Annotated in this window: 19 protein-coding genes and 1 pseudogene; 10 read left to right on the top strand and 10 right to left on the bottom strand. The window is 71.0% G+C overall.

All coding sequences use genetic code 11. The annotated features are described in order from the left end of the window. Positions 1 to 49: 49 nt before the first annotated feature. Complete coding sequence (locus ACZ6D7_RS14805) at positions 50 to 910, bottom strand: intradiol ring-cleavage dioxygenase (RefSeq protein ID WP_469489730.1); 861 nt, start codon at positions 908 to 910, stop codon at positions 50 to 52. 177 nt (positions 911 to 1,087) lie between these two features. Between ACZ6D7_RS14805 and ACZ6D7_RS14800 the strand changes: the two genes are divergently transcribed. The 3 genes from ACZ6D7_RS14800 to ACZ6D7_RS14790 all read left to right on the top strand — a co-directional run bounded on the left by ACZ6D7_RS14800 (position 1,088) and on the right by ACZ6D7_RS14790 (position 5,436). After that, entirely contained in the window at positions 1,088 to 1,555 is a 468-nt protein-coding gene (locus ACZ6D7_RS14800) for an SseB family protein (RefSeq protein WP_030781597.1), read from the top strand. Positions 1,556 to 2,369: 814 nt separating this feature from the next. After that, the gene (locus tag ACZ6D7_RS14795) at positions 2,370 to 4,322 is read left to right on the top strand and encodes a YncE family protein (RefSeq protein ID WP_469489727.1); all 1,953 of its coding nucleotides are present in this window, start codon (positions 2,370 to 2,372) and stop codon (positions 4,320 to 4,322) included. A gap of 133 nt (positions 4,323 to 4,455) precedes the next feature. Next, positions 4,456 to 5,436: a pirin family protein gene (locus ACZ6D7_RS14790; protein ID WP_469489723.1), complete on the top strand. Its 981-nt coding sequence runs from the start codon at positions 4,456 to 4,458 to the stop codon at positions 5,434 to 5,436. Between the two features lie 69 nt (positions 5,437 to 5,505). Here the strand turns inward: ACZ6D7_RS14790 and ACZ6D7_RS14785 are convergent, their stop codons facing one another. Further along, positions 5,506 to 6,432, bottom strand: a complete 927-nt coding sequence (locus tag ACZ6D7_RS14785) for a BRO family protein (RefSeq protein WP_469489720.1) — start codon at positions 6,430 to 6,432, stop codon at positions 5,506 to 5,508. Between the two features lie 175 nt (positions 6,433 to 6,607). Between ACZ6D7_RS14785 and ACZ6D7_RS14780 the strand changes: the two genes are divergently transcribed. Further along, entirely contained in the window at positions 6,608 to 7,660 is a 1,053-nt protein-coding gene (locus tag ACZ6D7_RS14780) for an AI-2E family transporter (RefSeq protein ID WP_469489716.1), read from the top strand. Here the strand turns inward: ACZ6D7_RS14780 and ACZ6D7_RS14775 are convergent. After that, positions 7,624 to 9,786, bottom strand: a complete 2,163-nt coding sequence (locus ACZ6D7_RS14775) for an ATP-binding SpoIIE family protein phosphatase (protein ID WP_469489708.1) — start codon at positions 9,784 to 9,786, stop codon at positions 7,624 to 7,626. The two genes, ACZ6D7_RS14780 and ACZ6D7_RS14775, sit on opposite strands and share 37 nt — an antisense overlap. A gap of 144 nt (positions 9,787 to 9,930) precedes the next feature. On the opposite strand from ACZ6D7_RS14775, the gene aspS reads away from it, so the two are divergent. Further along, on the top strand, positions 9,931 to 11,694 hold the full coding sequence (aspS, locus tag ACZ6D7_RS14770; RefSeq protein ID WP_469489703.1) for an aspartate--tRNA ligase: 1,764 nt from the start codon (positions 9,931 to 9,933) through the stop codon (positions 11,692 to 11,694). Positions 11,695 to 12,054: 360 nt separating this feature from the next. Beyond that, positions 12,055 to 12,246 carry a DUF397 domain-containing protein gene (locus tag ACZ6D7_RS14765; protein WP_469490751.1) on the top strand — a complete coding sequence of 64 codons (192 nt, stop codon included), beginning with the start codon at positions 12,055 to 12,057 and terminating at the stop codon, positions 12,244 to 12,246. On the opposite strand, the gene ACZ6D7_RS14760 is transcribed toward ACZ6D7_RS14765, so the two are convergent. Genes ACZ6D7_RS14760 through ACZ6D7_RS14740 form a run of 5 tightly spaced genes read right to left on the bottom strand, consistent with a single transcriptional unit; the run spans position 12,191 to position 18,256 of the window. Then, complete coding sequence (locus ACZ6D7_RS14760) at positions 12,191 to 13,132, bottom strand: ADP-ribosylglycohydrolase family protein (protein WP_469489700.1); 942 nt, start codon at positions 13,130 to 13,132, stop codon at positions 12,191 to 12,193. The two genes, ACZ6D7_RS14765 and ACZ6D7_RS14760, sit on opposite strands and share 56 nt — an antisense overlap. Further along, on the bottom strand, positions 13,129 to 13,824 hold the full coding sequence (locus tag ACZ6D7_RS14755) for a nucleotidyl transferase AbiEii/AbiGii toxin family protein (RefSeq protein ID WP_469489698.1): 696 nt from the start codon (positions 13,822 to 13,824) through the stop codon (positions 13,129 to 13,131). Before ACZ6D7_RS14755 ends, ACZ6D7_RS14760 begins: the two co-directional genes overlap by 4 nt. Positions 13,825 to 13,851: 27 nt before the next feature. Then, entirely contained in the window at positions 13,852 to 14,610 is a 759-nt protein-coding gene (locus tag ACZ6D7_RS14750) for a hypothetical protein (protein WP_469489695.1), read from the bottom strand. 49 nt (positions 14,611 to 14,659) lie between these two features. Then, positions 14,660 to 15,172 (bottom strand): hypothetical protein, encoded by a 513-nt coding sequence (locus ACZ6D7_RS14745; RefSeq protein WP_469489693.1) that lies wholly within the window; start codon positions 15,170 to 15,172, stop codon positions 14,660 to 14,662. A gap of 3 nt (positions 15,173 to 15,175) precedes the next feature. Then, positions 15,176 to 18,256: an FG-GAP repeat domain-containing protein gene (locus ACZ6D7_RS14740; protein WP_469489690.1), complete on the bottom strand. Its 3,081-nt coding sequence runs from the start codon at positions 18,254 to 18,256 to the stop codon at positions 15,176 to 15,178. A 220-nt stretch (positions 18,257 to 18,476) separates the two neighbouring features. Here ACZ6D7_RS14740 and ACZ6D7_RS14735 point away from each other — a divergent pair, with 220 nt between their 5' ends. Further along, positions 18,477 to 19,154 (top strand): hypothetical protein, encoded by a 678-nt coding sequence (locus ACZ6D7_RS14735; RefSeq protein ID WP_469489687.1) that lies wholly within the window; start codon positions 18,477 to 18,479, stop codon positions 19,152 to 19,154. Positions 19,155 to 19,225: 71 nt separating this feature from the next. On the opposite strand, the gene ACZ6D7_RS14730 is transcribed toward ACZ6D7_RS14735, so the two are convergent. Both ACZ6D7_RS14730 and ACZ6D7_RS14725 read right to left on the bottom strand, forming a co-directional pair. Continuing rightward, the gene (locus tag ACZ6D7_RS14730; RefSeq protein ID WP_189714993.1) at positions 19,226 to 19,591 is read right to left on the bottom strand and encodes a PH domain-containing protein; all 366 of its coding nucleotides are present in this window, start codon (positions 19,589 to 19,591) and stop codon (positions 19,226 to 19,228) included. A gap of 49 nt (positions 19,592 to 19,640) precedes the next feature. Beyond that, complete coding sequence (locus tag ACZ6D7_RS14725) at positions 19,641 to 22,106, bottom strand: FG-GAP-like repeat-containing protein (RefSeq protein WP_469489680.1); 2,466 nt, start codon at positions 22,104 to 22,106, stop codon at positions 19,641 to 19,643. A 191-nt stretch (positions 22,107 to 22,297) separates the two neighbouring features. Between ACZ6D7_RS14725 and ACZ6D7_RS14720 the strand changes: the two genes are divergently transcribed. The 3 genes and pseudogenes from ACZ6D7_RS14720 to ACZ6D7_RS14710 all read left to right on the top strand — a co-directional run bounded on the left by ACZ6D7_RS14720 (position 22,298) and on the right by ACZ6D7_RS14710 (position 24,254). Beyond that, a complete protein-coding gene (locus ACZ6D7_RS14720) occupies positions 22,298 to 23,641 on the top strand; it encodes a pectate lyase family protein (protein WP_469489675.1) in 1,344 nt (447 codons plus the stop codon). A 269-nt stretch (positions 23,642 to 23,910) separates the two neighbouring features. Beyond that, positions 23,911 to 24,048 (top strand): annotated as a pseudogene (locus tag ACZ6D7_RS14715) (transcriptional regulator); the annotation flags it as partial. After that, positions 24,045 to 24,254 carry a DUF397 domain-containing protein gene (locus ACZ6D7_RS14710; protein WP_469489670.1) on the top strand — a complete coding sequence of 70 codons (210 nt, stop codon included), beginning with the start codon at positions 24,045 to 24,047 and terminating at the stop codon, positions 24,252 to 24,254. The pseudogene ACZ6D7_RS14715 and the gene ACZ6D7_RS14710, both read left to right, overlap by 4 nt. Positions 24,255 to 24,270: the final 16 nt, after the last annotated feature.

Below are 24,270 nucleotides of genomic sequence, written 5' to 3'. Positions count from 1 at the left end.
CTACCCGTCGGTAATAAGAAGCAACCCCGAACCGGCGATCTGTGACGGTTCACACCGGGACGGTGAGCACCGCGGTGTACCCCTTCTCGACACTTCCCTCCACGGTCGCCAGTTGGTGGTCGTAGCCGTCGCTGAAGATGTTGTCCGTCTCGAGGGAGAGCTGGGCCAGGTTCGTCACACTCCGGCTGTAGCCGTCCGTGGCGTACACCGTGTCGCAGACGTCCTTCGGCAGCGCGAGCTGAGAGGTGTTCGTGATGGAGGTGGCGGCGGTGGCGTCCTCCAGGCTGCCGTAGACCTCGAAGTGGATGTGCGGCCAGCGGCCCGTGTAACAGGCGGGGAAGATGCTCTCGAAGGTGACCTGGCCCTTCTCGTCGGCCTCCTGGACGCCGCGCAGATAGTTCTCGTCGGTGACGCCCTCCGAGTAGAGCGAGTAGTTGCCCTCCCGGTCGCAGTGCCACAGGTAGACGGCGGCGCCCTCCTTCGGCGTCCCGCAGCCCGAGGCGGCGTCGACGACCGTGAGCGTGATCGTCAGCGGGACGCCCTCGGCGGTGCCGCCGGCGGAGTCGCCGAAGCTGGAGGTGATGTCGCTGCGCACGACACCGCTCTCCTTGAGGACGTTCACCCCGTTCGAGCCGTCGCCCGGGTAAGGGCCGGCGGTCTCGTCGGGGATCACCGCGCACTCGGTGGACGAGGTGCCGGAGGAAGCGCCGGAGGAGGCGCCGGACGAGGCCGCCGTGCTGGACGAGGAGGACACCGAGGTCTCCTCCTCGCCGCCCGAGCAGCCCACCAGCGGGACCAGGCCCGCCCCCGCGAGCAGCCGGATCATCCGGCGGCGGGCGAGCACCGGAAGGTCGTAGGAGAGCCCTCTGTCGTGCTCGTGGTCTTCGCCGTCGTGGTGGTGGTGCCCCATGGTCGTGCCCCTCGCTGTGATGGTCCGGGCTTTGCCGTTCCGTGGTCCGTCCTTTGATGTCCGGGACGCTATGGGTGTCCACTGTGGGATTCCGGGGACGAATCTGTGAAGTACCCAAGTGCGGTACGGACCCCTGCGAAGCCCCACGGGGCGGGCGCGCTCGGTACTCTTGCGCCCATGTACGGCTACGACCAGAACATGGGTGCCCAGCAGCAGTACGCCCCGCCGCCGCAGCAGCCGATGGCCGGCGCCTACGGGCAGCAGCCGCCCCTGTATCCCGAGCCGTCCCCGCCTTCCCTCGCGGACGCGGTGCGGGCCTTCACCACGGGGCAGCTGGCCGCGGAGGACTTCCAGCAGGTCTTCGCCACGTCCAAGGTGTACTGCCCGCGCGGCGACAACCCCGGGTTCCTCGCCCTGCACAACACCCAGCAGCCGGTGATCCCGATGTTCACCTCCCTCAAGGAGCTGCGCCGGTACGCGGGCAAGGAGTCCAAGTACTTCGTCATCACCGGCGCCGAGGTCATCGACCTCCTCCCCACCGGCTACGGCTTCGTCCTCGACATGGAGGGCGAACACCGCATGGTCTTCGACGCCAAGGCGGTCGAGCAGATGGTGGAATTCGCGATGCGGCGGATGTACGGCTGAGAGTGCCTCCGGCGGTTGGGCCGGGGACGCTCCCGGTGCTCGCGCTCCCGGTGCTCGATGGCGCCGTTGGTGGTGCGATGGCTGCGGCCGGGCCACGGCTGTGTGCGGCTGCGGGTGGCCCGCTCCGTGACCTTGCGGGCCGACGGGGTGCTCTCGGCTGACGCTCTGGGTCTTCCGTGACTTGGGCCGGCCCTTGCGTCGGCCCGGCCGTGCGTCTTCGGAGGCTCGGTTCCCGGCGGCTTCCCGCCGGTTCCGGTGGTGCGGTCGGATCCCGTACGGCCGATGGCCGAGCGTCTTCGATGGTCCGCCGCCCGCCCTCGGCGGCTCGCCCTCCGCTCCCGGCGGCTTCTTGTGCGAGTCCCGGATGATCTACCCCCTGCGTACTGCGGTTCGCCCGGCGCCCGGACGGTCGGCCTGGGGGCGGCGGCGCGTCGGCCGGAGCCTTCGCGGTTCGGGCGGTGTTCTCGGACCCTCGCGCAACGCGTCCGGCGCGGGCCCAGCGAGCCGGTGGTTCGCCGCGCCGTGCGCCCCGGCCGTCGACCCGCGTGCCCGGCCGTTCGCCCCCACCCCCGAGATCGACCGGAGCCGTATCCCGCCCCACCCCCGCCCGTTCACCCCCGCGGCACCCGTACTTCGCCCCCTTCCCCCGCCGTGGAAATCCGCTCCCTGATTGTCACAGGCATGCCATAGGGTTTCCTCAGGCAGCCGCGCCCCGGGGGTCGCCGCTCATGGCGGTCGTGTCCGGGTGTCGCGCGGCGCTCTCTCAATCACCCGGCAACTCCGGGTTCTTCTGTGGGGGTTCATCACTGTGCGCATGCGCAGCACATCGGCCGCGACGGCACTCGCGGTCCTCGTCAGCTCTGCGGCGCTGAGCGTCGCCGTGGCCGGGCCCGCCTCGGCCGCCGCCACCACCGTCACCAGCCCCGTCGGCCTCGTCGTGGACGGCGCCCACCAGCGCGTCTTCGTCGGTGACAAGGCCAACGGCCGGATCCTCGCCGCCGACTACAGCGGCACCCTCGTCGGTCTGAACGTCGGCTTCGGCGACGTCAGCGACCTGGCCGTCTCCGACGACGGCAGCACCCTGTACGCGGCCCTGCCGAGCAGCCACGAGATCGTGGCCCTCGACGCGGCCACCCTCCAGGTCAAGACCCGGTACCCGGTGGCCACCAGCACCGGTCCGCGACACCTGGCCTACTCGGCCGGCAAGGTGTGGTTCACCTACGGCGACCAGTGGGACGGCGACCTGGGCTCCGTCGACCCGACCGTGGACCCGGCGAGCGGCACCGACCCGGTGACGCTGGCGCAGTTCCCGACCGAGGGCACGTCCGTCGGTCTGTGGGGCCAGGCCCTGCTGGACACCGACCCGCTCCGGCCGGGCGTGCTGGCCATCGGCCAGACCGGCGGCGGTTCCACGGACTCGATGGCCGTCGTCGACGTCTCGGCCGGCACGCCCCAGCTCACCGCCTGGTACTTCAGCGACTACTCGCTGAACACCGGCATCCGGGACATCGACCTGGTCGCGGGCTGGAATCAGGTCCTGGTCAACGGCACCGACCGGGACGCCTACGCCGACGGCAAGTTCGCCAAGGCCGGCGCCTACCCGGCCGGACAGGCTGCCGACGTCGGCCGCAGCGGCCTGATCGCCCAGATCACCGGCACCAAGGTGGCGGTGTACCGGCCGAACGCCACCCAGCCGGTCCGCACCTTCGCCACCGGCACCCAGCCGGCCGCGGACGTGGCCTGGGCCCCGGACTCCTCCCGGATCTTCGCGCTCGTCGCGGGCAGCGGCGGCACCTACACGCTCAAGGCCCTGACCGAGCCCGCGCAGAACGTCCCCACCCTCACGGTGAACGCCCCGACGTCCGCGCCGCGCGCCAAGAAGCTGACGGTCACCGGCAAGATCTCGGCGACGATCCCGCTGCCGGGCCGCGCCAAGCTCACCGTCACCCGCACCGACCTCGACAGCCCGAGCGGCAAGGCGCTGCCGGCCGTCACGGCGAACGCGGACGGCACGTACTCCTTCTCGGACATCCCGCCGGCCGGCGGCGCGGTCACCTACAAGGTGAGCTACGCGGGCGACGCCACCCACACCGGGGTCTCCGCCTCCGACAAGGTCACGGTCTCCCGCGCGTCGACCAAGCTGAGCCTGAACAACAACGGCAAGCTGTACAACTACGGCACCGACGTCAAGTTCACCGCGCACCTCGGGACGACGTACAAGAACCGTTCGGTCCAGATCTACGCGGACCCCTTCGGCGGCGACAAGCCGAAGAAGCTGATCAAGACGGGCAAGGTCAACTCCAACGGCGACCTCGCCGCCTGGGTGGACATGACCCGCGACACCACCGTGACCGCGGTCTTCGCGGGCGACGCCCGCTACGCGCCCAAGACGGTGAAGGTCACGGCCTACGCCCGGGTCAAGATCTCCACCGCCGTCACCAAGCACTACAGGACGGCCAAGATCGGCTCGACGTCGTACTACTGGTTCCACAAGAACACCGACCCGCTGCTCACCACGACGATGACCTACTTCCCGGGGCGCCAGCAGCGCTTCGACGTCGAGGTCTACTACCAGGGTTCGTGGTACCCGGCGGACCCGTACTGGTTCCCGGTCGGTTCGAACGGCAAGTCGGCCGTGTCGCTGGAGGCGGCCGGTGAGGCCGGCTGGCGACTGCGTGCCCGTTCCGTGTACGTCAACGGTTCGTCCGGCGACAACGTGAACTCGACGACGTACGGCGCGTGGAAGTACCTGTACTTCAGCAACTGACCGACCCCGGTCCTCGGTGAACGGGGGTGACGTGGCCCGGAGGGAATGTCCTCCGGGCTTCCGTCGTTCTGGGGTGGTAGAAAGTTCAACGCTCAACTAAACTGGGACGCAGTCGCCCAAGGAGGTACCGACCATGCCCGCAGTGACCGTCGAGAACCCGCTGATGCTGCCGCGCGTCGCCGCGCCGGCTGACGCCGTGGCCCGTCCCGTACTCGGCGTCACGACCGCGCCGAGCGGCTTCGAGGGTGAGGGCTTCCCGGTGCGCCGGGCGTTCGCGGGGATCCACTACCGCCACCTCGACCCGTTCATCATGATGGACCAGATGGGCGAGGTGGACTACGCGCCCGGGGAGCCGAAGGGCACCCCCTGGCACCCGCACCGTGGCTTCGAGACCGTCACCTACATCATCGACGGCATCTTCGACCACCAGGACAGCCAGGGCGGCGGCGGCACCATCACCAACGGCGACACCCAGTGGATGACGGCCGGCTCCGGCCTGCTCCACATCGAGGCGCCGCCGGAGCACCTCGTCATGTCGGGCGGTCTCTTCCACGGCCTCCAGCTGTGGGTGAACCTGCCGGCCAGGGACAAGATGATGGCGCCGAGGTACCAGGACATCCGTGGCGGCAACGTGCAGTTGCTCACCACCCCCGACGGCGGCGCGCTCCTGCGGGTCATCGCGGGTGAGCTGGACGGCCACGCGGGCCCGGGTATCACCCACACGCCCATCACCATGATCCACGCGACCCTCGCCCCGGGTGCGGAGCTCACGCTGCCCTGGCGTGAGGACTTCAACGGCCTCGCCTACGTCCTGGCGGGCAAGGGCGCGGTCGGCGCGGAGCGCCGCCCGATCCACCTGGGCCAGACGGCGGTCTTCGGCGCGGGTTCCTCGCTGACCGTCCGCGCGGACGAGAAGCAGGACTCCCACACGCCGGACATGGAGGTCGTGCTCCTGGGTGGACAGCCGATCCGTGAGCCCATGGCCCACTACGGCCCCTTCGTCATGAACACCAAGGACGAGCTCATGCAGGCGTTCGAGGACTTCCAGAAGGGCCGCCTCGGCACGATCCCGGCGGTGCACGGAATGACGGAGGAGGGCCCGCAGGAGGCCTGAGGTCCGATACGGTACGACGACGGCCCGACGCCGCAACTTCGGTTTGCGACGTCGGGCCGTTTCATCGCGTCACGGCAGGACGCAGACCGGTGTCCCATCCGCCGCACGGCCGCCGTGCCGCACACATCCCCGCTCGAAGAGCACGTCCAGGCAGTCCCGTACGCGCTTGGGCGACAGGCCTGTACGAGTGGAGATCTCGTCCACGGAGCACCTCGCCCCGCCGCGCAGCAGCGCCGGTGCCAGGTAGGCCGCCACCACATGGACGTCCTCCGTCACGACCAGGTTCGTCGCCTTCCACTTGGCGAGGATCTGCTGAGGCGTCAGCTCCGTGGCCGGGGCGGGCCCAGGACGTGCGTCGGGCTGCCTGAGGGCCTCGGCGATGTCCCGCAGCGCGTCGGCCATCAGGCTCTGGCTGTGACCGATCCCCCGCAGCAGATCGTTCCGCTCCTCCTGCAACGCCAGCATCATCTCGTCCGCCCGGACGTTGCGCTCCTCCAGCCGCACGATGGCCTCGGCCACCTCGGCCGGCATGGCGTACGCGGTGCCGCCGGACGGGGCGGGTTGCACGGCGGCCGGTTCGAGGGAGTAGAAACCGTCGCGCTGGATGGTCGCGATGACTTCGGAGACCCAGGTCTTGAAGGGCTGGGCGTCTGGCTTGGTGCAGCCGTTCACCAACCGGATCAGTCCCTGGAGATTCACCAGATTCATGTCTCGTCGCCACTCTCGACCTGCGGGAATGTCGAGATCGTGCGTCAGGAGCACGCTCTCGACACTGGCGAAGTTGGTTGTGTCGGCAACGTTCCGCAGAGTGGATCCGACATGTGCGTACCCCAGGTTCCGGCATACGTCCACGGCCGGGAACCAGTGGGTCCCGTCCGGTGTGGTCAGCCTTCGCACACGCGCCCCGGTGGCCGCGAACACGAAGTCACTGATCTCGATCGCGTCCCGTCGCAGTCCCGTCGACTCGTCCGACGGTGTGTTGTTGTGCTCGTACATCGAGCATCACCTCCGTCCCGGACGGTAGGCATGGGACGGGTGCAACTGGTGTGCGTAGCACGGATATTCATCCGTTAGGGGATCGACGCATCGATTCTGCACGGATGTGACGCCCCGTCACTCGACCGGCCCGGCCGGGTAGGACAATTCGCTCGCCCCGTGATCCGCTGGACCCGTGCACCTGCTCCCCGACCCCGCCCGCCGGTTCGCCGCCTGGTGTGCCGTGATTCTGCTGGCCTCCGGGGTCGGTTACGTCGGGATCCGGCTGTGTGCGGAGTTCCGTACGGCGGTGACGCCCGTGCTGCTCGCCCTGCTCGGGACGGCGTTGCTCGGGCCGCTGTACCGCCGGATGGTGAAGGCGCGGGTGCCCAGGTCGATCGCGGCCGGGTTGACCTGTGTCGCGGTGGTCGCCGTCGTCGGCGGTGCCGTGTACATCGTCGTCGCCGCGCTCATCGACAGCGGCGACGAGATCATCGCCTCACTCCGGGACGCCGCCGACGGCATCGCCGATCATTTCGGTGCCGCCGGGACCTCGCTCGACGACCTCGCCGCCAACTCCAGGGAGCTGCTGAGCCGGTTCGGTGGGACCGCCGCCTCCAATGTGATCAGCGGGGTGAGCGTGGTCGGTGAGGGCATCGCCATGGCCGTACTCGCGCTGCTGCTCGTCTTCTTCTTCCTGCGGGACTCGCACCGGGCCGTCGACGCGATGCGGGCCGTCGCCCCTCGGGGCACCGCGGACATCGTGGAGGCCATGGCCCGGCGGGCCTTCCAGGCGGTGGAGGGGTTCATGAGGGGGACCACGCTCATCGCCCTCATCGACGCCCTGTGCATCACCATCGGGCTGCTCGTCCTCGACGTGCCGGGCGCCGTGGGACTCGGCGCCCTGGTGTTCGTGCTGGCCTACATCCCCTACCTCGGCGCGTTCCTCTCCGGCTCCGTCGCCGTGCTCGTCGCGCTCGCCGACCGGGGGTTCGTCATCGCGCTGTGGGCGCTCGGGGTGGTGCTGGCCGTGCAGGTGCTGGAGGGGCATGTGCTCCAGCCGATGATCCAGAGCCGCACCGTGCAGATGCACCCGGCGGCCGTGATGCTCGCGATCACGGCCGGTGCCTCCGTCGCCGGCATTCTCGGCATGCTGCTCGCCGTCCCGCTCACCGCCGCCGCCTTCGGCGTCCTGCACGAGCTGCGGGTCCGTTACGGCACCCCGGCGGACGCCACCGGCGGCTCGTAGAGCTCGAACCAGATGCTCTTGCCCTCGCCCCGCGGCGCCACCCCCCAGGTGTCCGCGAGCAGCTCGATGAGGACCAGCCCCCGGCCGGAGGACGCCAGCTCGCCGGGCCGGCGCTTGTGCGGCAGATCGTCGCTGGTGTCGGTGACCTCGACCCGGATCCGGCGCTGGCCGGACGCTCCGGTCACCTCGGCGACGAGCAGCGCGTCGGCGTCCGTGTGCACGAGGACGTTCGTCAGCATCTCGGAGACCAGCAGCACCGCCGAGTCCACCTGGTCGTCGCTGCTCCAGTCGTGCAGCAGTTCGCGCAGCTGCTGCCGGCCCACCGAGACCCGCTCGGGGTCGGCCTGCGCGACGGTGAGCATGGTGCGCCGTACGGAAGGCCGTCGTACCGTCGCGCTGGTGTCGAGGCCGCAGCCCGCCGCACCCTGCCGGCACAGCAGCAGGACCGCGATGTCGTCTTCGCGGCGGTCCGCCAGCGGGCCGGTGGTGTGGTGGGAGGACGGGCCGTGCACGGCTTGGACCAGGGCGTCGGCCAGCGTCTCCAGGTCGCCCTCGTGTGTCTCCAGGATCCCGCGGATCCGCCGCCAGCCGGTGTCGAGGTCGTGCCCGCCGGTCTCCAGCAGCCCGTCCGTGCAGAGCATCAGCGCCTCGCCGGGTTCCAGGGCGAGCCGGGTGGTGGGGTAGTCGGCGTCGGGGTCGACGCCCAGCGGCAGCCCGCCGGCCGTGGCGCGCAGCAGGACCGTGCCGTCGGCCAGGCGCACGGCCGGGTCGAGATGGCCGGCCCGGGCGAACTCCAGCACCCCGTTCTCCGGGTCGACCTCGACGTACAGACAGGTCGCGAAGCGTACGTCGCCGTCGCCGTCGGCGTCGGTGAGGCCGTGGAAGAAGTGGGAGGCGCGGGAGAGGACGGCGTCGGGGCGGTGCCCCTCGGCGGCGTACGCCCGCAGCGCTATGCGCAGCTGGCCCATCAGCCCGGCGGCGCGCACGTCGTGCCCCTGGACGTCCCCGATGACCAGCGCGAACCGCTCCGAGCCGGACTTCGACCGGGAGGTGCCGCCGGGCAGCGGGATCATGTCGTACCAGTCGCCGCCGACCTGGAGCCCGCCGCCGGTCGGTATGTAGCGGGCGGCCAGGGTCAGGCCGGGTATCTCGGGGCCGAGCGTCGGCAGCATGGAGCGCTGGAGCCCGTCGGTCAGCTCCCGCTGGGTCTCGGCGACGCCCGCCCTGGTCAGGGCCTGGGCCAGCATCCGGGCCACCGTGGTGAGCACGGACCGCTCGTCGGGCGTGAACGCCACCGGATAGGTGAAGGCCGCCATCCAGGCGCCCATGGTGCGGCCGGCCACCGTCAGCGGCAGGAACGCCCATGACTCCCGGCCGAAGTCCGAGGCCATCGGCCAGGTGAGCGGATAGCGCTCCTTGTACTGGCCGGGCGAGGAGAGATACACGGCCCGGCCGGTGCGCACCACCTCGGCGGCCGGATAGTCCGTCTCCACGGGCATATGGAGGAAGGGGTTCTCGTCGCCGGGCCGCTGCCCGTGGTGGCCGATGACCGTCAGCCGGTCGCCCTCCACACCGAAGACGGCCAGCCCGTCGGGGGAGAAGCCCGGCATCGACAGCCCGGCCGCGACCCGCAGCACCTCCTCGGTGTCCCGTGCCTCCGCCAGCGCCCGGCCCGCGTCCAGCAGGAACGCCTCCCGCGAACGCCGCCAGTCACCGGTGACGGCGGTCCGCCCGGCCGGGGTGCCCGGACGCGGCTCGGTCACCTCCTGGAGGGTGCCGATCAGCTCGTACGCCCTCTTCACCGGGTCGAAGGACGGCTTGGAGCGGCTGCGCACCACCCGGACGACCCGCCCCCGGTCGTCCATGATCCGGATGCGTACCTCGGCGAGCGTGCCCTCGGCGACGGCGAGCTGGACGACGCCGGTGATCTCGTTCCAGTCGACGGGGTGGAGCCGGGCCCGGGTCTGGGCCTCGGTGAGGACCGCCTCCTCGGCGGGCAGCCCGAGCAGCCGGGCAGCCTCGGCGTCGACCGTGACCAGACCGGTGGCGGTGCTCCAGTGCCAGAGGCCGGTCGCGAGGGAGGCGAGGACCTCTCCCACGGCGGGCAGGGGCTCGCCAGTGCGCATCGCCCCACTTTAAGAAGACCGGAACGAAAAGTGCCACTGATCGTCGCCGCGCTATTGAGGGGAGGCGATCTCGGGCTGGCCGGTAGGCTGGGGTTGTTTCACGTGAAACGTGCCCCCCGATCCGCGAAGACTGGATGAACGACGATGCATCGGTACAGGTCCCACACCTGCGGCGAGCTCCGCTCCTCTGACGTCGGCACCGACGTCCGGCTGAGTGGCTGGCTGCACAATCGGCGCGACCTGGGCGGCATCCTCTTCATCGATCTGCGCGATCACTACGGCATCACGCAGCTCGTGGCCCGTCCCGGCACGCCCGCGTACGAGGCCCTGGACAAGGTCACCAAGGAGTCCACGGTCCGCGTCGACGGCAAGGTCGTCTCCCGCGGCGCCGAGAACGTGAACCCGGACCTGCCCACCGGTGAGATCGAGGTCGAGGTCGGCGAGGTCGAGCTGCTCGGCGCGGCCGCCCCGCTCCCCTTCACCATCAACGCCGAGGACGGGGTCAACGAGGAGCGGCGCCTGGAGTACCGCTTCCTGGACCTGCGCCGCGAGCGCATGCACCGCAACATCATGCTGCGTACGGCGGTCATCTCGGCCATCCGGCACAAGATGACGGCGCTGGGCTTCAACGAGATGGCGACGCCGATCCTGTCCGCCACCTCCCCCGAGGGCGCGCGTGACTTCGTGGTCCCCTCCCGTCTGAACCCGGGCCGGTTCTACGCCCTGCCGCAGGCGCCGCAGCAGTTCAAGCAGCTGCTGATGATCTCCGGCTTCGACCGCTACTTCCAGATCGCGCCCTGCTTCCGTGACGAGGACGCGCGCGCGGACCGTTCGCCGGGCGAGTTCTACCAGCTCGACGTCGAGATGTCCTTCGTCGAGCAGGAGGACGTCTTCCGGCCGATCGAGCAGCTGATGACCGAGCTGTTCGAGGAGTTCGGCGGTGGTCGTCACGTCACCTCGCCGTTCCCGCGCATCCCGTTCCGCGAGGCGATGCTGAAGTACGGCTCCGACAAGCCGGACCTGCGGGCCCAGCTGGAGCTGGTCGACATCACCGACATCTTCGAGGGCTCGGAGTTCAAGGCGTTCGCCGGCAAGCACGTGCGCGCGCTGCCGGTGCCGGACGTCTCCGCCCAGCCCCGGAAGTTCTTCGACCAGCTCGGTGACTTCGCGGTCTCGCAGGGCGCGAAGGGCCTGGCCTGGGTGCGCGTCGGCGAGGACGGCGCGCTGTCCGGCCCGATCGCGAAGTTCCTCACCGAGGAGAACGTGGCGGAGCTGACCAAGCGGCTCTCGCTGGCCGCCGGGCACGCCGTGTTCTTCGGCGCGGGCGAGTTCGACGAGGTCTCGAAGATCATGGGCGCGGTGCGGGTCGAGGCCGCCAAGCGCGCCGGGCACTTCGAGGACGGCGTCTTCCGCTTCTGCTGGATCGTCGACTTCCCGATGTACGAGAAGGACGAGGACACCGGCGCGATCGACTTCTCGCACAACCCGTTCTCCATGCCGCAGGGCGGCCTGGAGGCCCTGGAGACCCAGGACCCGCTGGACATCCTGGGCTGGCAGTACGACATCGTCTGCAACGGCGTCGAGCTGTCCTCGGGCGCGATCCGGAACCACGAGCCGGAGATCATGCTCAAGGCCTTCGAGATCGCGGGCTACGACCGGGAGACGGTCGAGGACAAGTTCGCCGGCATGCTGCGGGCGTTCCGCTTCGGCGCCCCGCCGCACGGCGGTATCGCCCCCGGCGTCGACCGCATCGTCATGCTCCTCGCGGACGAGCCGAACATCCGCGAGACGATCGCCTTCCCGCTCAACGGCAACGCCCAGGACCTGATGATGGGCGCGCCGACGGAGCTGGAGGAGGCGCGGCTGAAGGAACTGCACCTGACGGTGCGGAAGCCGCAGCCGAAGTAGGGGCGACCGGGTAGGGCGACCGGGTGAGGCAACCGGTAGGCATCCGGGCAAGGCAATTCGGTAAGGCAAGCCTTACCTGATTGAATTCCCGTAAGGGGTCGGAAATCATCGTAGATTTCCGGCCCCTTTCTGTTTCTCCTTCAGGTTTCTTGGTCAGCCACAGTGCTTTCCCACGGCGCTGACAGCCTTCCTACCTAGCGTCCGGGACATGACGGGAACACAAGAACCGAAGCACAAAAGGGACCTGACGCGCCGGAAGGTCGGCGTGGCCGGCACCGCGGCGGTGGCCGCGGTCGGCGCGGGCGGCGCCCTCGCGATGTCCGCCTCCGCCGATGAGGCGGCCGAGGCGACGAGCACCGCATCCGCCTCCGCCTCCAGTACCGCGGGAAGTCCACGTTCTCCGGTGGTGCCGACGGCAACGAGTGCGTCGAACTCGCTCGCGGCGAAGCCTCGCTCCTCCTCCGCGAGAGTGACGACCCCGGCCGAATACTTCCCGTCACCCCCGTCGGGCTCGCCGCTCTCCTGCGGCGTCTTCGCGTCGAAGGGTCGTGACGCGGGCGGGAAATGGCTCGCATGCCTCCCGCCACGCCGCCGGCACGGCACCCGTGCCGGTTCGCGCCGCGACGACCCCGCCCGTGATCGCGCAGGTCGTGTCGCGGTCGCCCCACCCCGCGACCGTCTGCCAGAGGGCCTCGGGCAGGTCGTTCAGGTGCCCGGCCGCGGACCAGAGGGCGAAGGGGACCGTGTCCTGGGCGGAGATCTCCCTGCCGGAGCCCAGGACGGACGCCGCATGGCGCACGGACGTGCGGTCGGGGAAGCCCGCGGCCACCAGGAGGCGGGCCCGGACGTCCGTGTCCGGCAGCTGCGCGGCGATCCGACGGAGGAACTCGGCGCGCGGGATCGCCTCCCGGCCCGCGCCCGCCGCCGCCAGCGCCGCCGCGACCGCCACGGCGACCGCCCCCGCGACGGCCTCCGGGTGGGCGTGGGTGGTCAGCGCGGAGAGGCGGGCCTGTTCGGCGGCGGCCGCCGGGTCGTCGTGGAACCACGCCCCCAGCGGCGCGACCCGCATGGCCGCGCCGTTGCCGTGGGACCCCTGCCCGCCGAACTGCTCCGTCGTCACCGCCCGCCAGTGCTCACCGGCCCCGATGCGGCGCAGCACCCGGTGCATGGACGGGCCGTACTGGCGGCTCGGGTCGCGCTCGTACTCGGCGGCGAACTCCCGCGCCAGGTCGTCCGGACGGACCTCGCCGTGGGCCGTGAGGTGGGAGAACAGGACGAATGCCATGGCGGAGTCGTCCGTCCAGGGCCAGGGTGCCGGGCGTGGTTCCCGCGCCGCCCACAGCTCCTCGGCGGGTTCGTCGGAGTGCAGGAACCAGCTGTCGCCGAACGCGTCCCCCAGCACAAGACCGTCCAGACTCGCGTGCGCCGCCTCGCTCATGGCAGCTCCCCTTCCGTGTCGTCCGGTGACGCCCCGTCCTCCAGCAGGCGTTCCGCGATGTCAGTGGACCATTCCTGGGCCCACGCCCGCAGGGCGACGATCTCCTCCTCCGTCAGGCCGTACGCCGTGAACGCCGTGTCCGGGTAGTGGTCGGTGCCGGTCAGGCGGGTCTGGAGGGTGGGGAGGTCGAACGGGTCGCGGGCGTGACGCCGGGCCAGTTCCTCCAGGTCGGGGAGGGTGAAGCGGGCGGACGCGGCCCGCGCGTCGATCAGGTCGACGGCCAGTCCGCGGTCGTAGAGGGCCCGGATCTTCGTGCCGACCGCGTCGGGGAGGGAGAGGGTCGGGCCGTAGGGGGTCAGGACCGGCGGGGCCCAGAGGGTTTCCTTGTGGAGAGCCAGGGCCAGGTCCAGGGCGGTGCCCGTCTCCTGGTCGGTGACCGTCAGGTGCGCCGACAGGGGGTCCGTGTCCCGCACGGTCACCTCGTGCTCCCGGGAGATCAGCGCCTCGGCCAGCGAGCGGGCGATGTCGGGCATCGGCTCCGCGCTCTCCGTCGCCAGGTCCACGTTCGCGTGCGGGCGTTGGAGCAGACCATGGGCCTGGAGCGCGTACCCGCCGGCCAGGAAGAAGGAAGGGGCCGGCGTCAGCGCGAGGACGTCGGTGAGGAGGCGCAGGTGCGGTTGGAGAAGGTCCACTGAGTAGTCGTAGCAGTCGTACGGGCTTCAGCGGCCGAAGCGCCACCAACGGCGGGCGGCAGGCCCCGCGGCCGGGTTCAGCGCCGTACGGATCGCGTCGAACGTCGCCACCGGGTGATGGCCGAAGCCGTGGTCGTCGGCGGGCAGGGCCACCCCGGCGCAGACCAGCTTGAAGGCGTTGCCCGGCAGCGGGAGGCTCATGAACACCGGGGCGCCCACGCAGCCTTCGGGGAGCCTGCCGCCCCAGCGGACGCTGCCGTCGTCCGCCCGGGCGAGCGCGCCGACCACGACGGCCTGCGGCCGGTCCTCGTCCGCCTCGTGGCCGAGGGCGTACGCCGTGACCGGGTCCTTGCCGATCCGGGCGATGTCCTCCGCGCGGGCGGCGAGCCCGTCGGTGATCTCGTCGGTGGACCAGCTCCAGCCCTTGCGTTCGGCGTACGCGTCCAGGACGGCGCCCGGCAGCACGGCCACGCCGAGCCCCGGCAGCGTGGTCCAGCCCTCGGCGAAGTCGAGCATGAGGAGCTTCGCGGCGCTGGGCGCCGGGTCGCACAGCTCGGGGCGGAGGGTCACCTCGGCGAGGTCCACGCGCGTCGGCGCGGCGGCCGTGACGAGGTACGGGCGGACCGTCTCGCCGTCGGCGTCACTGCTCACGAGCTCGTTGAACCAGAACGCCGTCGCGTGTCCCTCCCCGCGATGGGCCCGCTGGAAGGGGAGCGTCGCCCGGCCCGCGTGGGTCATGATCGAGTCGATGGCGGCTTCTTCGAAGCTCGGCAAGGGCGTGGACATGCGGCGGAGCCTAGCGTCCCGGCTCCACCGCTCACCTCTGATATACGGCTCAGATCACCCAGCCCAGCCCGTTCCCGCCCAGCGCCGTACCGGTCTGCTGGGTGAGGCCGACCGAGGGGGCCGTGAACATACGGCTGCGGGCGGCGACCGGGCCGGCGGTGAAGCCGGGGAAGGTCCAGACGGCGCCGGTGAAGTCGTTCTCGCCGGTCCCGCCGACGAACAGCTCCGGCCTGCCGTCCCTGTTCACGTCCCCCGTGGCGACGGTCATGCCGAACTGGTCGACGGGCTCGGAAGCGTCCGGGACGCCCGCCGTGTCCTGGGTGAAGGAGTACGCGCCGGTACCGAGGGTGCCCGTGCGCCGCCCGGGGATCACGGTCACCTGGCCCGCGTACAGCTTCGAGCCCACGGTCTCGTAGGGCGCCCCGATCACGATGTCCGCCAGCCCGTCCCGGTTGAGGTCGGCCACCGTCAGGGCACCCCCGAAGGCGTCGCCCTTCTCGCTCGCGTCGGGGACTCCGGGGGTCCACGGGACCCGGGCGCCTTCGGCTCGGCCGATCCGCACGGCTCAGAACAGGGCCTTGTACCCGCCCCAGCCCGTCCCGATCTGCACCCGCGACGCGAACGAGCCCTTGCCGTCGCCGTACTGGCGGTACAGCTTGCCGGCGGTGTCGCGGGCGACGAGGTCGACCCTGCCGTCCTGGTTGAGGTCTCCGGCTCCGACGACGGCGTTGTACGTGCCGCCCCAGTTGGCGAACAGCTTCACCCGGGCCCCGAAGGTCCCCTTGCCGGTGCCGTAGTACCGGTACAGGTTGTTCGCCTTGTCCTGCGCCAGCAGATCACCGACGCCGTCCCCGTTCAGGTCGCCGGTGCCGACGATCCTCTTGTACGTCTTCCAGTTGTCGTACAGCTTCACGCGCGACGACAGCTTGCCGGTGCTCGTGCCCTTGTGGAGGTAGAGCGTGCCGGTCGTCGTGGCGCGGGTGATCAGGTCGGGGCGGCCGTCGCCGGTGATGTCTCCGGGGGAGGTGAGGAGGTCGTACTGGTTCCAGCCGCTGGTGGCGAGGGTGGTGTACGACGTCGACGGCTTGAGCGTCGCGTTGCAGCCCGGCTTGTACAGACGCAGGGCGCCGCTGCTCAGCCGGACGAGGACGTCGTTGCAGCGGTCGCCGCTGAGGTCGCCGGCCGGCACCGCCGTCATCGTCGTGGGCCAGCCCGTGCCGGTCACCTTCTCGGAGAACCTGCCGGTGCCCGTGCCCCGGTGGATGGTCAGGCCGCCGGTGGTGTTGAGGGTGAGCAGGTCGCCGGTGCCGTCGGTGCCGTCCATGCTGCCGTAGTCGTGGCGGACGGGTGAGCCCTCGGTGAGGAAGCCGCTGCCGCCGCCCGCCGGTGCAGCGGTCGAGGCGCCGAGGGCGGTCACGCTCAGGGACCACTTGTACGGGCCGTTGGGGAAGCGTGTGCCGCTCTCCGTCTTGCCGTTCCAGTTCGCGTACAGCCATGTCGTGGTCGCGTCGCCGGTGATCGTGCGGACGGCCCGGCCGGTCTCGCCGCTCTCCACCGAGGTGAAGGTCAGGGACCAGGAGCTGACCGGGCGGGACACCTGCAGGCTGCCGCTCCAGAAGTCCGAGGCGCCGATGGGCCCGTAGTGACCGGTCTGCGACCGGAACACGGTCGGTGCCGACGGAGTCCCGCCGGTCGTGGCGACGTGCGTGCGCTCGTAGCCGTCGAACCAGGCGACCAGGCCCGTGTACTCGTCCACCGTCCACCGGTACCGCCGGTCGGTGGCCTGGCCGGTCTCGGGGACGTCGGCGGCGAGCACGCGGGTGGTGCCGGTGGCCGCCTCGGTCAGGACCAACTCGTCCGTCGTGTGGTCGTGGCGGACGGTGAAGCCGTCGCCGAGCAGGACATCGCCCGGGGTGACGGGGACCGCCGTGCGGGCCTTGGTGTCGTACACGCCGGCCGAGGCCGTGCCGCACGCCCAGTACAGCCAGCGGCCCGCCGCCTGGAGCTCGGTCGGGACGCAGCCGGCGCCGGGGAGGGTGACCGTGCTGAGGGTCTTGTCGTCGGTGAGGCTGTAGGACGTGACCTGGCCGGAGGTGGAGGTCGCGCTCCACAAGGTGGGGCCGTTCAGGGCGGTGGCGCGGACGCTCCGCTTCAGCTTCTGGCCCTGGCCGAGCTCCCAGACGTACTGGGCGGGCGAGGTGCCGCCGGACTGGTAGACCACGTAGTCGTCGGAGACGTCGACGATGGTGCCGCCGGAGGTGCCGAACTCGACCGCGTTGTACGAGCCGGTGACCTTGATCCTGTCGAGCTTCTGACCGGTGCCCCCGGTGTACGTGCTGAGGTAGACGTCGTCCGGTGAGTGGCCCGCGTTGCCCCAGAGGGGGGCGCAGACGACGCCGGTGTACGGGCAGGCGGCGGTGATCTTGGAGCTGTCGGTGGGGGCGGAGGAGTCGAGGGCGGCGTGGCCGTCGGTGGTGAGGGTGCGGACGGAGGTGTCGCCGCCCGTCTCGACCACGCGCAGGCTGCCCCGGCTGAGGGCGAGGCCCGTCTTGGCGTTCTCCACGGCCGGGACCCGCGCCTGCTTGCTGAGGACGGGCGTACCGTCCTCCGCGCTCGGGCCGACGCGCTGGAGCCACCAGTCGTCGGCGCCGGTGCCGCCGGCGACCAGCGCGGTGTCGCCGGGGGCGGCCAGCGGGTAGGCGTCGGAGGCCGTCAGCAGGACCCGCGCGGAGCCGTCGGTGAGCGACACGGCCGCCAGCTCGGTCCAGGAGACGGAGGCGGCGTCCAGGGGCAGCAGCAGTCGGTCACCGCTGAGGACGGGGGCGCCGTGCAGGTCGCCGAGGTACGGCAGGGCGTACGTCCGCTCCTCGACGGCCGGGTCGGTCCGGGACTTGAGGTGCAGGTCGCCGTTGTCGACGTCGTACCAGCCGACCCGGTCGTCGCTCATCACGGCGTACCCGTCGTCGTCGACGTCCTGGAAGGCCCCGGTCTCGACGGCCGTGTCGACGTCGATGTAGGAGATCGCGGTGCCGTCCTTGACCAGCACGCCGTGCGCGTCGGCGGCGGCCACCGTGTTGTCCTGGATGGTGAAGGCGTCGCCGGTGATGGTCCGTTCGCGCCGCTCTCCGCCCGGGAAGTCGATGAGGGTCCGGCCGGTGACGACCGTCTCCCCGGCGAGCGCCCGGTAGTAGTGGTCCGAGGTGACCGTCGACGTGTCGCGGGTCGCCGGGTCCCACAGGGTGACGGACTTCGACGTCGACGTCCCTGCGGGCAGGGCGACCAGGTCGCCGTCCGAGCCGTACCAGGCGTTGCGGCACACGCTGGTCACGGTGGCGCAGGGCCAGACGGGCGCGTAGACGCCGTCGGCGTTGCGCACGCTGACCGTGGCGCCGGTGGTGTAGTCCGTCCACAGCAGGCCGGCGACTCCGCTCTGCCGGTGCAGATAGCCGGTCTCGCCGGCGACGAGCGGACGCTCGGTGCGCGGTGCGGCGGAGGCCGGGTCGGTGAGGACGATCTCTGTGGTGCCGGTGGTGCCGGTCGCGTTGGCGGTGCCGCCGCCGCTGGTGATGACGACGGTCGCTGCGGCGACCGCGAGTGCGGAGAGCGCGGCGGTCACGCCGCCCTGTCTCCGGGCGTGCGTGCCCACGTGCTGTTTCCCTCCCCCGCGAGGGCCCCCGCCCTCGCACAAGTGAGCGAACTTTACCAGCCAGTCATTGCCAGGACTCCTCCCGTACTTCCCCCGCACTTCTCCCGTACTTCCCCCGTACTTCCCCCGTACTTCTCAACGTCGCTTGAGCAATCCCCAAGGAGCCTCACAGGCGGCTGTCCGATCGTCGTGTCATGAGCACCCAACCGCTCCTCGTCTCGTGGGCGGCGGCTCGGTGTCGGTCGTCGCCGGCGACGACGGGGTCAACGCGTCCGGCAGCAGCGGGAGTTCCGCCGCACAGGGGGGCGGGCCCGGCGGAGGCGGTGGCGGCGAAGGCGTCGGCGACCACCAGCTGACCGTCACCGGCGGCACCCTGCTGATCGACGCCGAGGGCGACGGTCTGGACTCCAACGGCACCGCCGAGATCACCGGCGGCACGGTCGTCGTCAACGGCCCCCAGCAGGGCGGCAACGGCGCGCTCGACGTCAACGGCAGCTTCACCGTCAGCGGCGGCACGCTCCTCGCGGCGGGCAGTTCCGGCATGGCCGTCGCCCCCGACGAGGACTCCGCGCAGGGCTGGCTGTCGGCGACCCTCGACTCCTCCGTCCCGGCGGGCACGACGCTCCATGTGGCCGACGCCGACGGGAAGGTGGTGGCCACGTACGTCACGGCGAAGCAGATCCAGAACGTGGTCTACTCGTCGGCCGCGATCGAGTCCGGGGCGAAGTACCGCGTCTGGTCCGGCGGCTCGGCGGCCGCCTCCGAGGCCACCGGCGGCCTGGCCGCGAAGCCCGGCACGCTCGGTGACGCGGAACAGATCGCCACGGTCACCGCCGGGGACGCCCCGGAGGGCGGCGGCTTCGGCGGAGGCGGCGGGCCGGGCGGCGGCCGCCAGTGACGACGGCGGGGGCCGTCAGTGACAGACGGCCCCCGCGGACATCGGTGTGACGACCGACGTGACGACCGACGTCACCTGGCCACGAACTGCGTGAGGATCGCCTGCACCTCGTAGATGTCCACACCCTTGGTGAACGTCTTCTCGATCGGGGTCGGCGTGCCGGAGACCCAGATCTTCAGCTCGGCGTCGAGGTCGAAGGTGCCGGCGGTCTCCACCGCGAAGTGGGTGATGCTGCGGTACGGGATGGAGTGGTACTCCACCTTCTTGCCGGTGATGCCCTGCTTGTCGACGAGGAGCAGCCGGCGGTCGGTGAACAGGATGGTGTCGCGGATCAGCAGGAACGCGGCGTGCACCTGCTCACCCTGGCCCAGCAGACGCGCGTAGTCCTGCTGGGCCTGGTTGTTGTCGATCGGGTGGGCGTTGCCGAAGAGTGCCATGGAAATCCCCCAGATGTCGGTTGTCGCGTTGCGAGGTGGATCGGGTCGATCAGAACAGGCCCTTGTAGCGGTCGAAGCCGCCGCCGATCTTCACGCGGCTGCCGAACGTCCCCTTGCCGGTGCCGGACTGCCGGTAGAGGTTCCCGGCCGTGTCGCGGGCGACGAGATCCGCCTTGCCGTCCCGGTTGAGGTCCCCCACACCGACGACGACGTTGTACGAGCCACCCCAGTTCGCGGCGATCTTCGCGCGCGCCGAGAAGGTCCCGTTGCCCTTGCCGTAGTACCGGTACAGGTTGTTGGCCGTGTCCTGCGCCAGCAGATCGCCGATGCCGTCCCCGTTGAGGTCCCCGGCGCCGACGACCTTCTTGTACGTCTTCCAGTTGTCGTACAGCTTCACCCGCGCGGACAGGGTGGCGGTGCTCGTCCCCTTGTAGAGGTACACGGCGCCGGTGGAGGCGTTGCGGGCGATCAGGTCGGGGCGGCCGTCCTTGGTCACGTCCCCGGGGTAGGTGAGGACGTCGTACTGCTTCCAGCCGGTGCTGGAGATCGTCTTGTACGACGTCGTCGGCTTCGGCGCGGTCCCGCAGGCCGGCCGGTACGCGCGCAGGGCGTCGCCGACGCGGACGAGGACGTCGTTGCAGCGTTCGCCGTTCAGGTCGCCGAACGGCACCGCCTTGATGCTCGTCGACCAGCCCGTGGCCGACGCGCCCGTCTCGAGCTGGCCGGTGCCGTCGCCCAGGTCCCACTGGATCCGGCCCGAGGAGTCGAGCTGGAGCAGGTCGCCCAGGCCGTCCGGGGTGACGTCGTGGCCGCCGAAGTCACGGAACGCCGGGCTGCCGCCGGTCACCGTCACGGTGCCGGTCCCGAGGGTCGACGAGGTGCCGGACCCCCACTGGACGGCCTTCAGCGTCCAGGTGAGCCTGCCGTTGACGGCGATGGCGCCGGTGCTCGTACGGCCGTTCCACACCGGGGCGACGGTGGTGGAGCCGGCCGCGGCGGTGCCGGTGAGGGTGCGCACCGCCTTGCCCGCGGTGTCGGTGAGGGTGAGCGTCCAGGAGGCGACCGGCGAGTTCGTCGTCCAGGTCGGCTTCCAGGCGGCGCTGGAGGACGTGGTGCCCTTGAGGGGCACGGTGCCCGGGACCATCCTTTCGGTCACCGCGAGCGCGGGCCAGGCGGTGCGGGCGGCGGTGACGTCCGTGTAGGTCGAGTAGGTGGAGACCGCGCCCCAGACGGCGGTGGCGGTGCCGACGGAGTTCGCGGCGATCTGGCCGTGCACCAGCTTGCCGACGGTGCCCACCCGGCGCGGTGACGTCCACACCCCGTCGGCCAGGGTGGCCTCGTAGAGGGAGCCGCTCTGATCCTCGGTCTCGGGCCACAGCACATGGACCGAGCCGTCGGGGGCGATCGCCGCGTCGGAGGTGTACGCCGCGACTTCGCCCGACAGGGTGCGCGGCTCCGACCAGGCGCCGGTGGCGCTGTCGAACGTGGTGGTCCGCACGTCCTTGGCACCCTCGGCCCGGTCGTACCAGACGAGGGTGACATCGCCGTCGGGCCCGACCAGCGGCTCCGGCATGTCGGCGGGCTCGCCGACGCCGGACGCGGCGCTCTGCGGCCCGCTCCACGCGGAGGCCGCGTCGGTGCGCCGCATGACCTGGAAGGCGCCGTTCAGGTCCTCGTACACCAGATGGACCGAGCCGTCCGGGGCGGAGGCCAGCGTGGGCGTCTCGTAGGAGGCGGTGATCATCTGCGGGGTGTGCCAGGCGAAGGTCTCGGCGGGCCGGACGTTGGTCATCACCCGGTAGAGGTTGTTCACGGTCATCCAGTACGACGCCACGAGCCCGCCCTGCCCGTCGAAGGCGATCTCCGGCCCGGCGATGTTGCCGTAGCCGGAGGTGCCCGCGTGGGTGGCGGCGTTGCTGACCTGCTCGGGCTCGGACCAGGTGCCCTCCGGGTACAGGAGGGAGGCGAACGCCTCGCTGCGGGAGTTCGCGCTGCGGGCCCACACGGCGGCGACCTGCCCGCCGGGCCCCACGGCGATGTCGGGCGCGACGGAGCCCGACACGCTGACCGAGTCGAGAACGGTGGGCTCCGACCAGGCCGTCTGCCCGGCAGCCAGGACGGCGGAGCGGGTCCGCCACCCCGTCCCGGTTCCGCTGTCGGTCCACACCGCGACGACCGAGCCGTCCGGCCGGGCCGCGAGCCGGGCGTCGAAGGTCGGGCCCGCGAGCTTGGCCCGGGTGCTCCAGGTGTCGCTGTTCGCGGGACGCCGGGCCGCGTAGAGGTCGCCGGTGACGGTCTCGGTCCAGACGGCGACGGCGGTGCCGTCCGCGGTGACGACGACGTCCTGGACCTCGGACTTGTAGCTGCTCAGTGTCTTCGCGCTCGTCCACGGCGGCAGCACGGTCGCCGCCGCGGCCGGTGTGGCCGGGAGCGTGGCGCCCGCGAGGGCGAGCGAGACAGCGATGAGTGTGGTGGCCGTGGCGCGACGGCGCGACGGCAGGGCTGATCTGCCCATGTGTGGTGTTTCCCCTCCCCGTAGGGGCGTTCGCCCCCCGATGGGCACCTTAAGCGGGACGTGTGGGAATCGTGAAGGGTTTGATCACGAGGCGCGCGGGAAGGGAGAGAAAATTTTCGATTCGCGGCAACTCTTCACGACCCGGCGGCCACTGACAGGTCGTAAGTCCGCTCCTCCCCTAAGGATCCCCCGTGGCAGCTCCCGCTCACCGCCGGTCCCTCCACACCCGTCGCACCCTCGTCGTCTCCGCCGCCGTCGTGGCCGCCGGGGTCGGCGCCGGTGTCGTCGTGATGAACGCGAACGCCGGGACCGTGGACCTGTACCACCAGACGCTCGCCGCCAAGGACGGCTGGGCCTCGTCCGGTACGGGCACGACCGGTGGCACCAAGGCCGACGCCGCGCACACCTTCACCGTCTCCACCCGCGCCCAGCTCGTGAAGGCGCTGGGTTCGGCGTCCGACACCACCCCGCGGATCATCAAGGTCAAGGGCACCATCGACGCCAACACCGACGACTCCGGCAAGAAGCTGACCTGCGCCGACTACGCGTCGGGCACCGGCTACTCGCTCTCCGCGTACCTCAAGGCGTACGACCCCGCCGCCTACGGCACGTCGAAGCTGCCCTCCGGAACCCAGGAGAAGGCCCGCGCCGCCGCCCAGACCAAGCAGGCGAAGAACATCGTCTTCAAGGTCCCCGCCAACACCACCCTCGTGGGCGTGCCCGGCAGCAACGCCGGGATCTCCGGCGGCATGCTCCAGATCCAGAACGTGGACAACGTCATCGTCCGCAACCTGACCTTCGCCGCCACCGAGGACTGCTTCCCGCAGTGGGATCCGACCGACGGCGACGACGGCAACTGGAACTCCAACTACGACTCGGTCACCCTGCGCGGCGCCACCCATGTCTGGGCCGACCACAACACGTTCACCGACGCGCCCCACCTGGACAGCGCCAACCCCAAGTACTACGGCCGCGAGTACCAGATCCACGACGGCTCGCTCGACATCACCAAGAGTTCCGACCTGGTGACCGTCTCGCGCAACCAGTTCACCCACCACGACAAGACGATGCTGATCGGCAGCAGCGACAGCGAGCCCGCCGGCAAGCTGCGCGTCTCCCTCCACCACAACATGTGGAAGGGCATCGTCCAGCGCGCCCCGCTGACCCGCGTCGGCCAGGTCCACATCTACAACAACTACTACGACGTCACGACCCTCAGCGGCTACGCGGTGCAGTACAGCATCAACTCCCGCGCGAAGGCCCAGATCGTCGCGGAGAACAACTACTGGAAGGTGCCGTCGAGCGTGAAGGTCGCCAAGCTGCTCAGCGGCGACGGCACCGGCTCGGTCAAGGGCAGCGGCAACCTCGTCAACGGCACGGCGACCGACCTCGTCGCCGCGTACAACGCCGCGTCGTCGAAGGACCTGAAGACGACGGTCAACTGGACCCCGGCCCTCACCACCGGCCTGGAGACCTCGGCGAAGAACCTGCCGACCTCGCTGGGGACGACGACGGGGGCGGGCGTCCTGAAGTGACGCCCGAGCACGCCTGAGGGGCCCGGGAGCGCCACGCTCCCGGGCCCCTCGGCTGTCATGTGACGCGGGATGTGACGCAGAAGGGGGGTGGACTTTCTCCGATTCGGGTGACTGAGCGTGGTGGTGCGTACTTAACGTGTAACCGGCGGCGTGGGGTCACGGACGTACGACGGAGGGCACCGGGATGCAGCGCGTGAACGGCCAGGCGGTACGGCTCCACTCGTCGTCCGGGTCCACCTCCCAACCCGGTTCATCCGCCTCACCCTTGAGGGGCGTTCAACGGCAGGCCGGCCTCGGACCCGAAGCAACTGCGCATCCTCGACCTGTGGTTCAGCACCATCCGGGCGCAAGCCCTCCCGCCACGGGAGTCACTGGCCTTCATTCTGCAACTGCTGGGAGAGACATGATCCGCAACCCCTCCGCCAGGGACGCCTCCGGACTGGCGTGGTTCAAGAGCAGCTACAGCGGTGGCACCAACGGCGAGTCCTGCGTCGAGATCGCCACCACCCCCGCCACCGTCCACGTCCGCGACTCCAAGCACCTCCAGGGGCCGCGCCTGGGCTTCGCGCCGCAGGCGTGGACGGACTTCGTGTCCTACGCGTCCGGCACCTGACCGCACCTACGCGCCG

It is taken from the genome of Streptomyces sp. NPDC041784, assembly GCF_055591025.1.
This window is presented reverse-complemented; position numbering and strand designations above follow the sequence as displayed.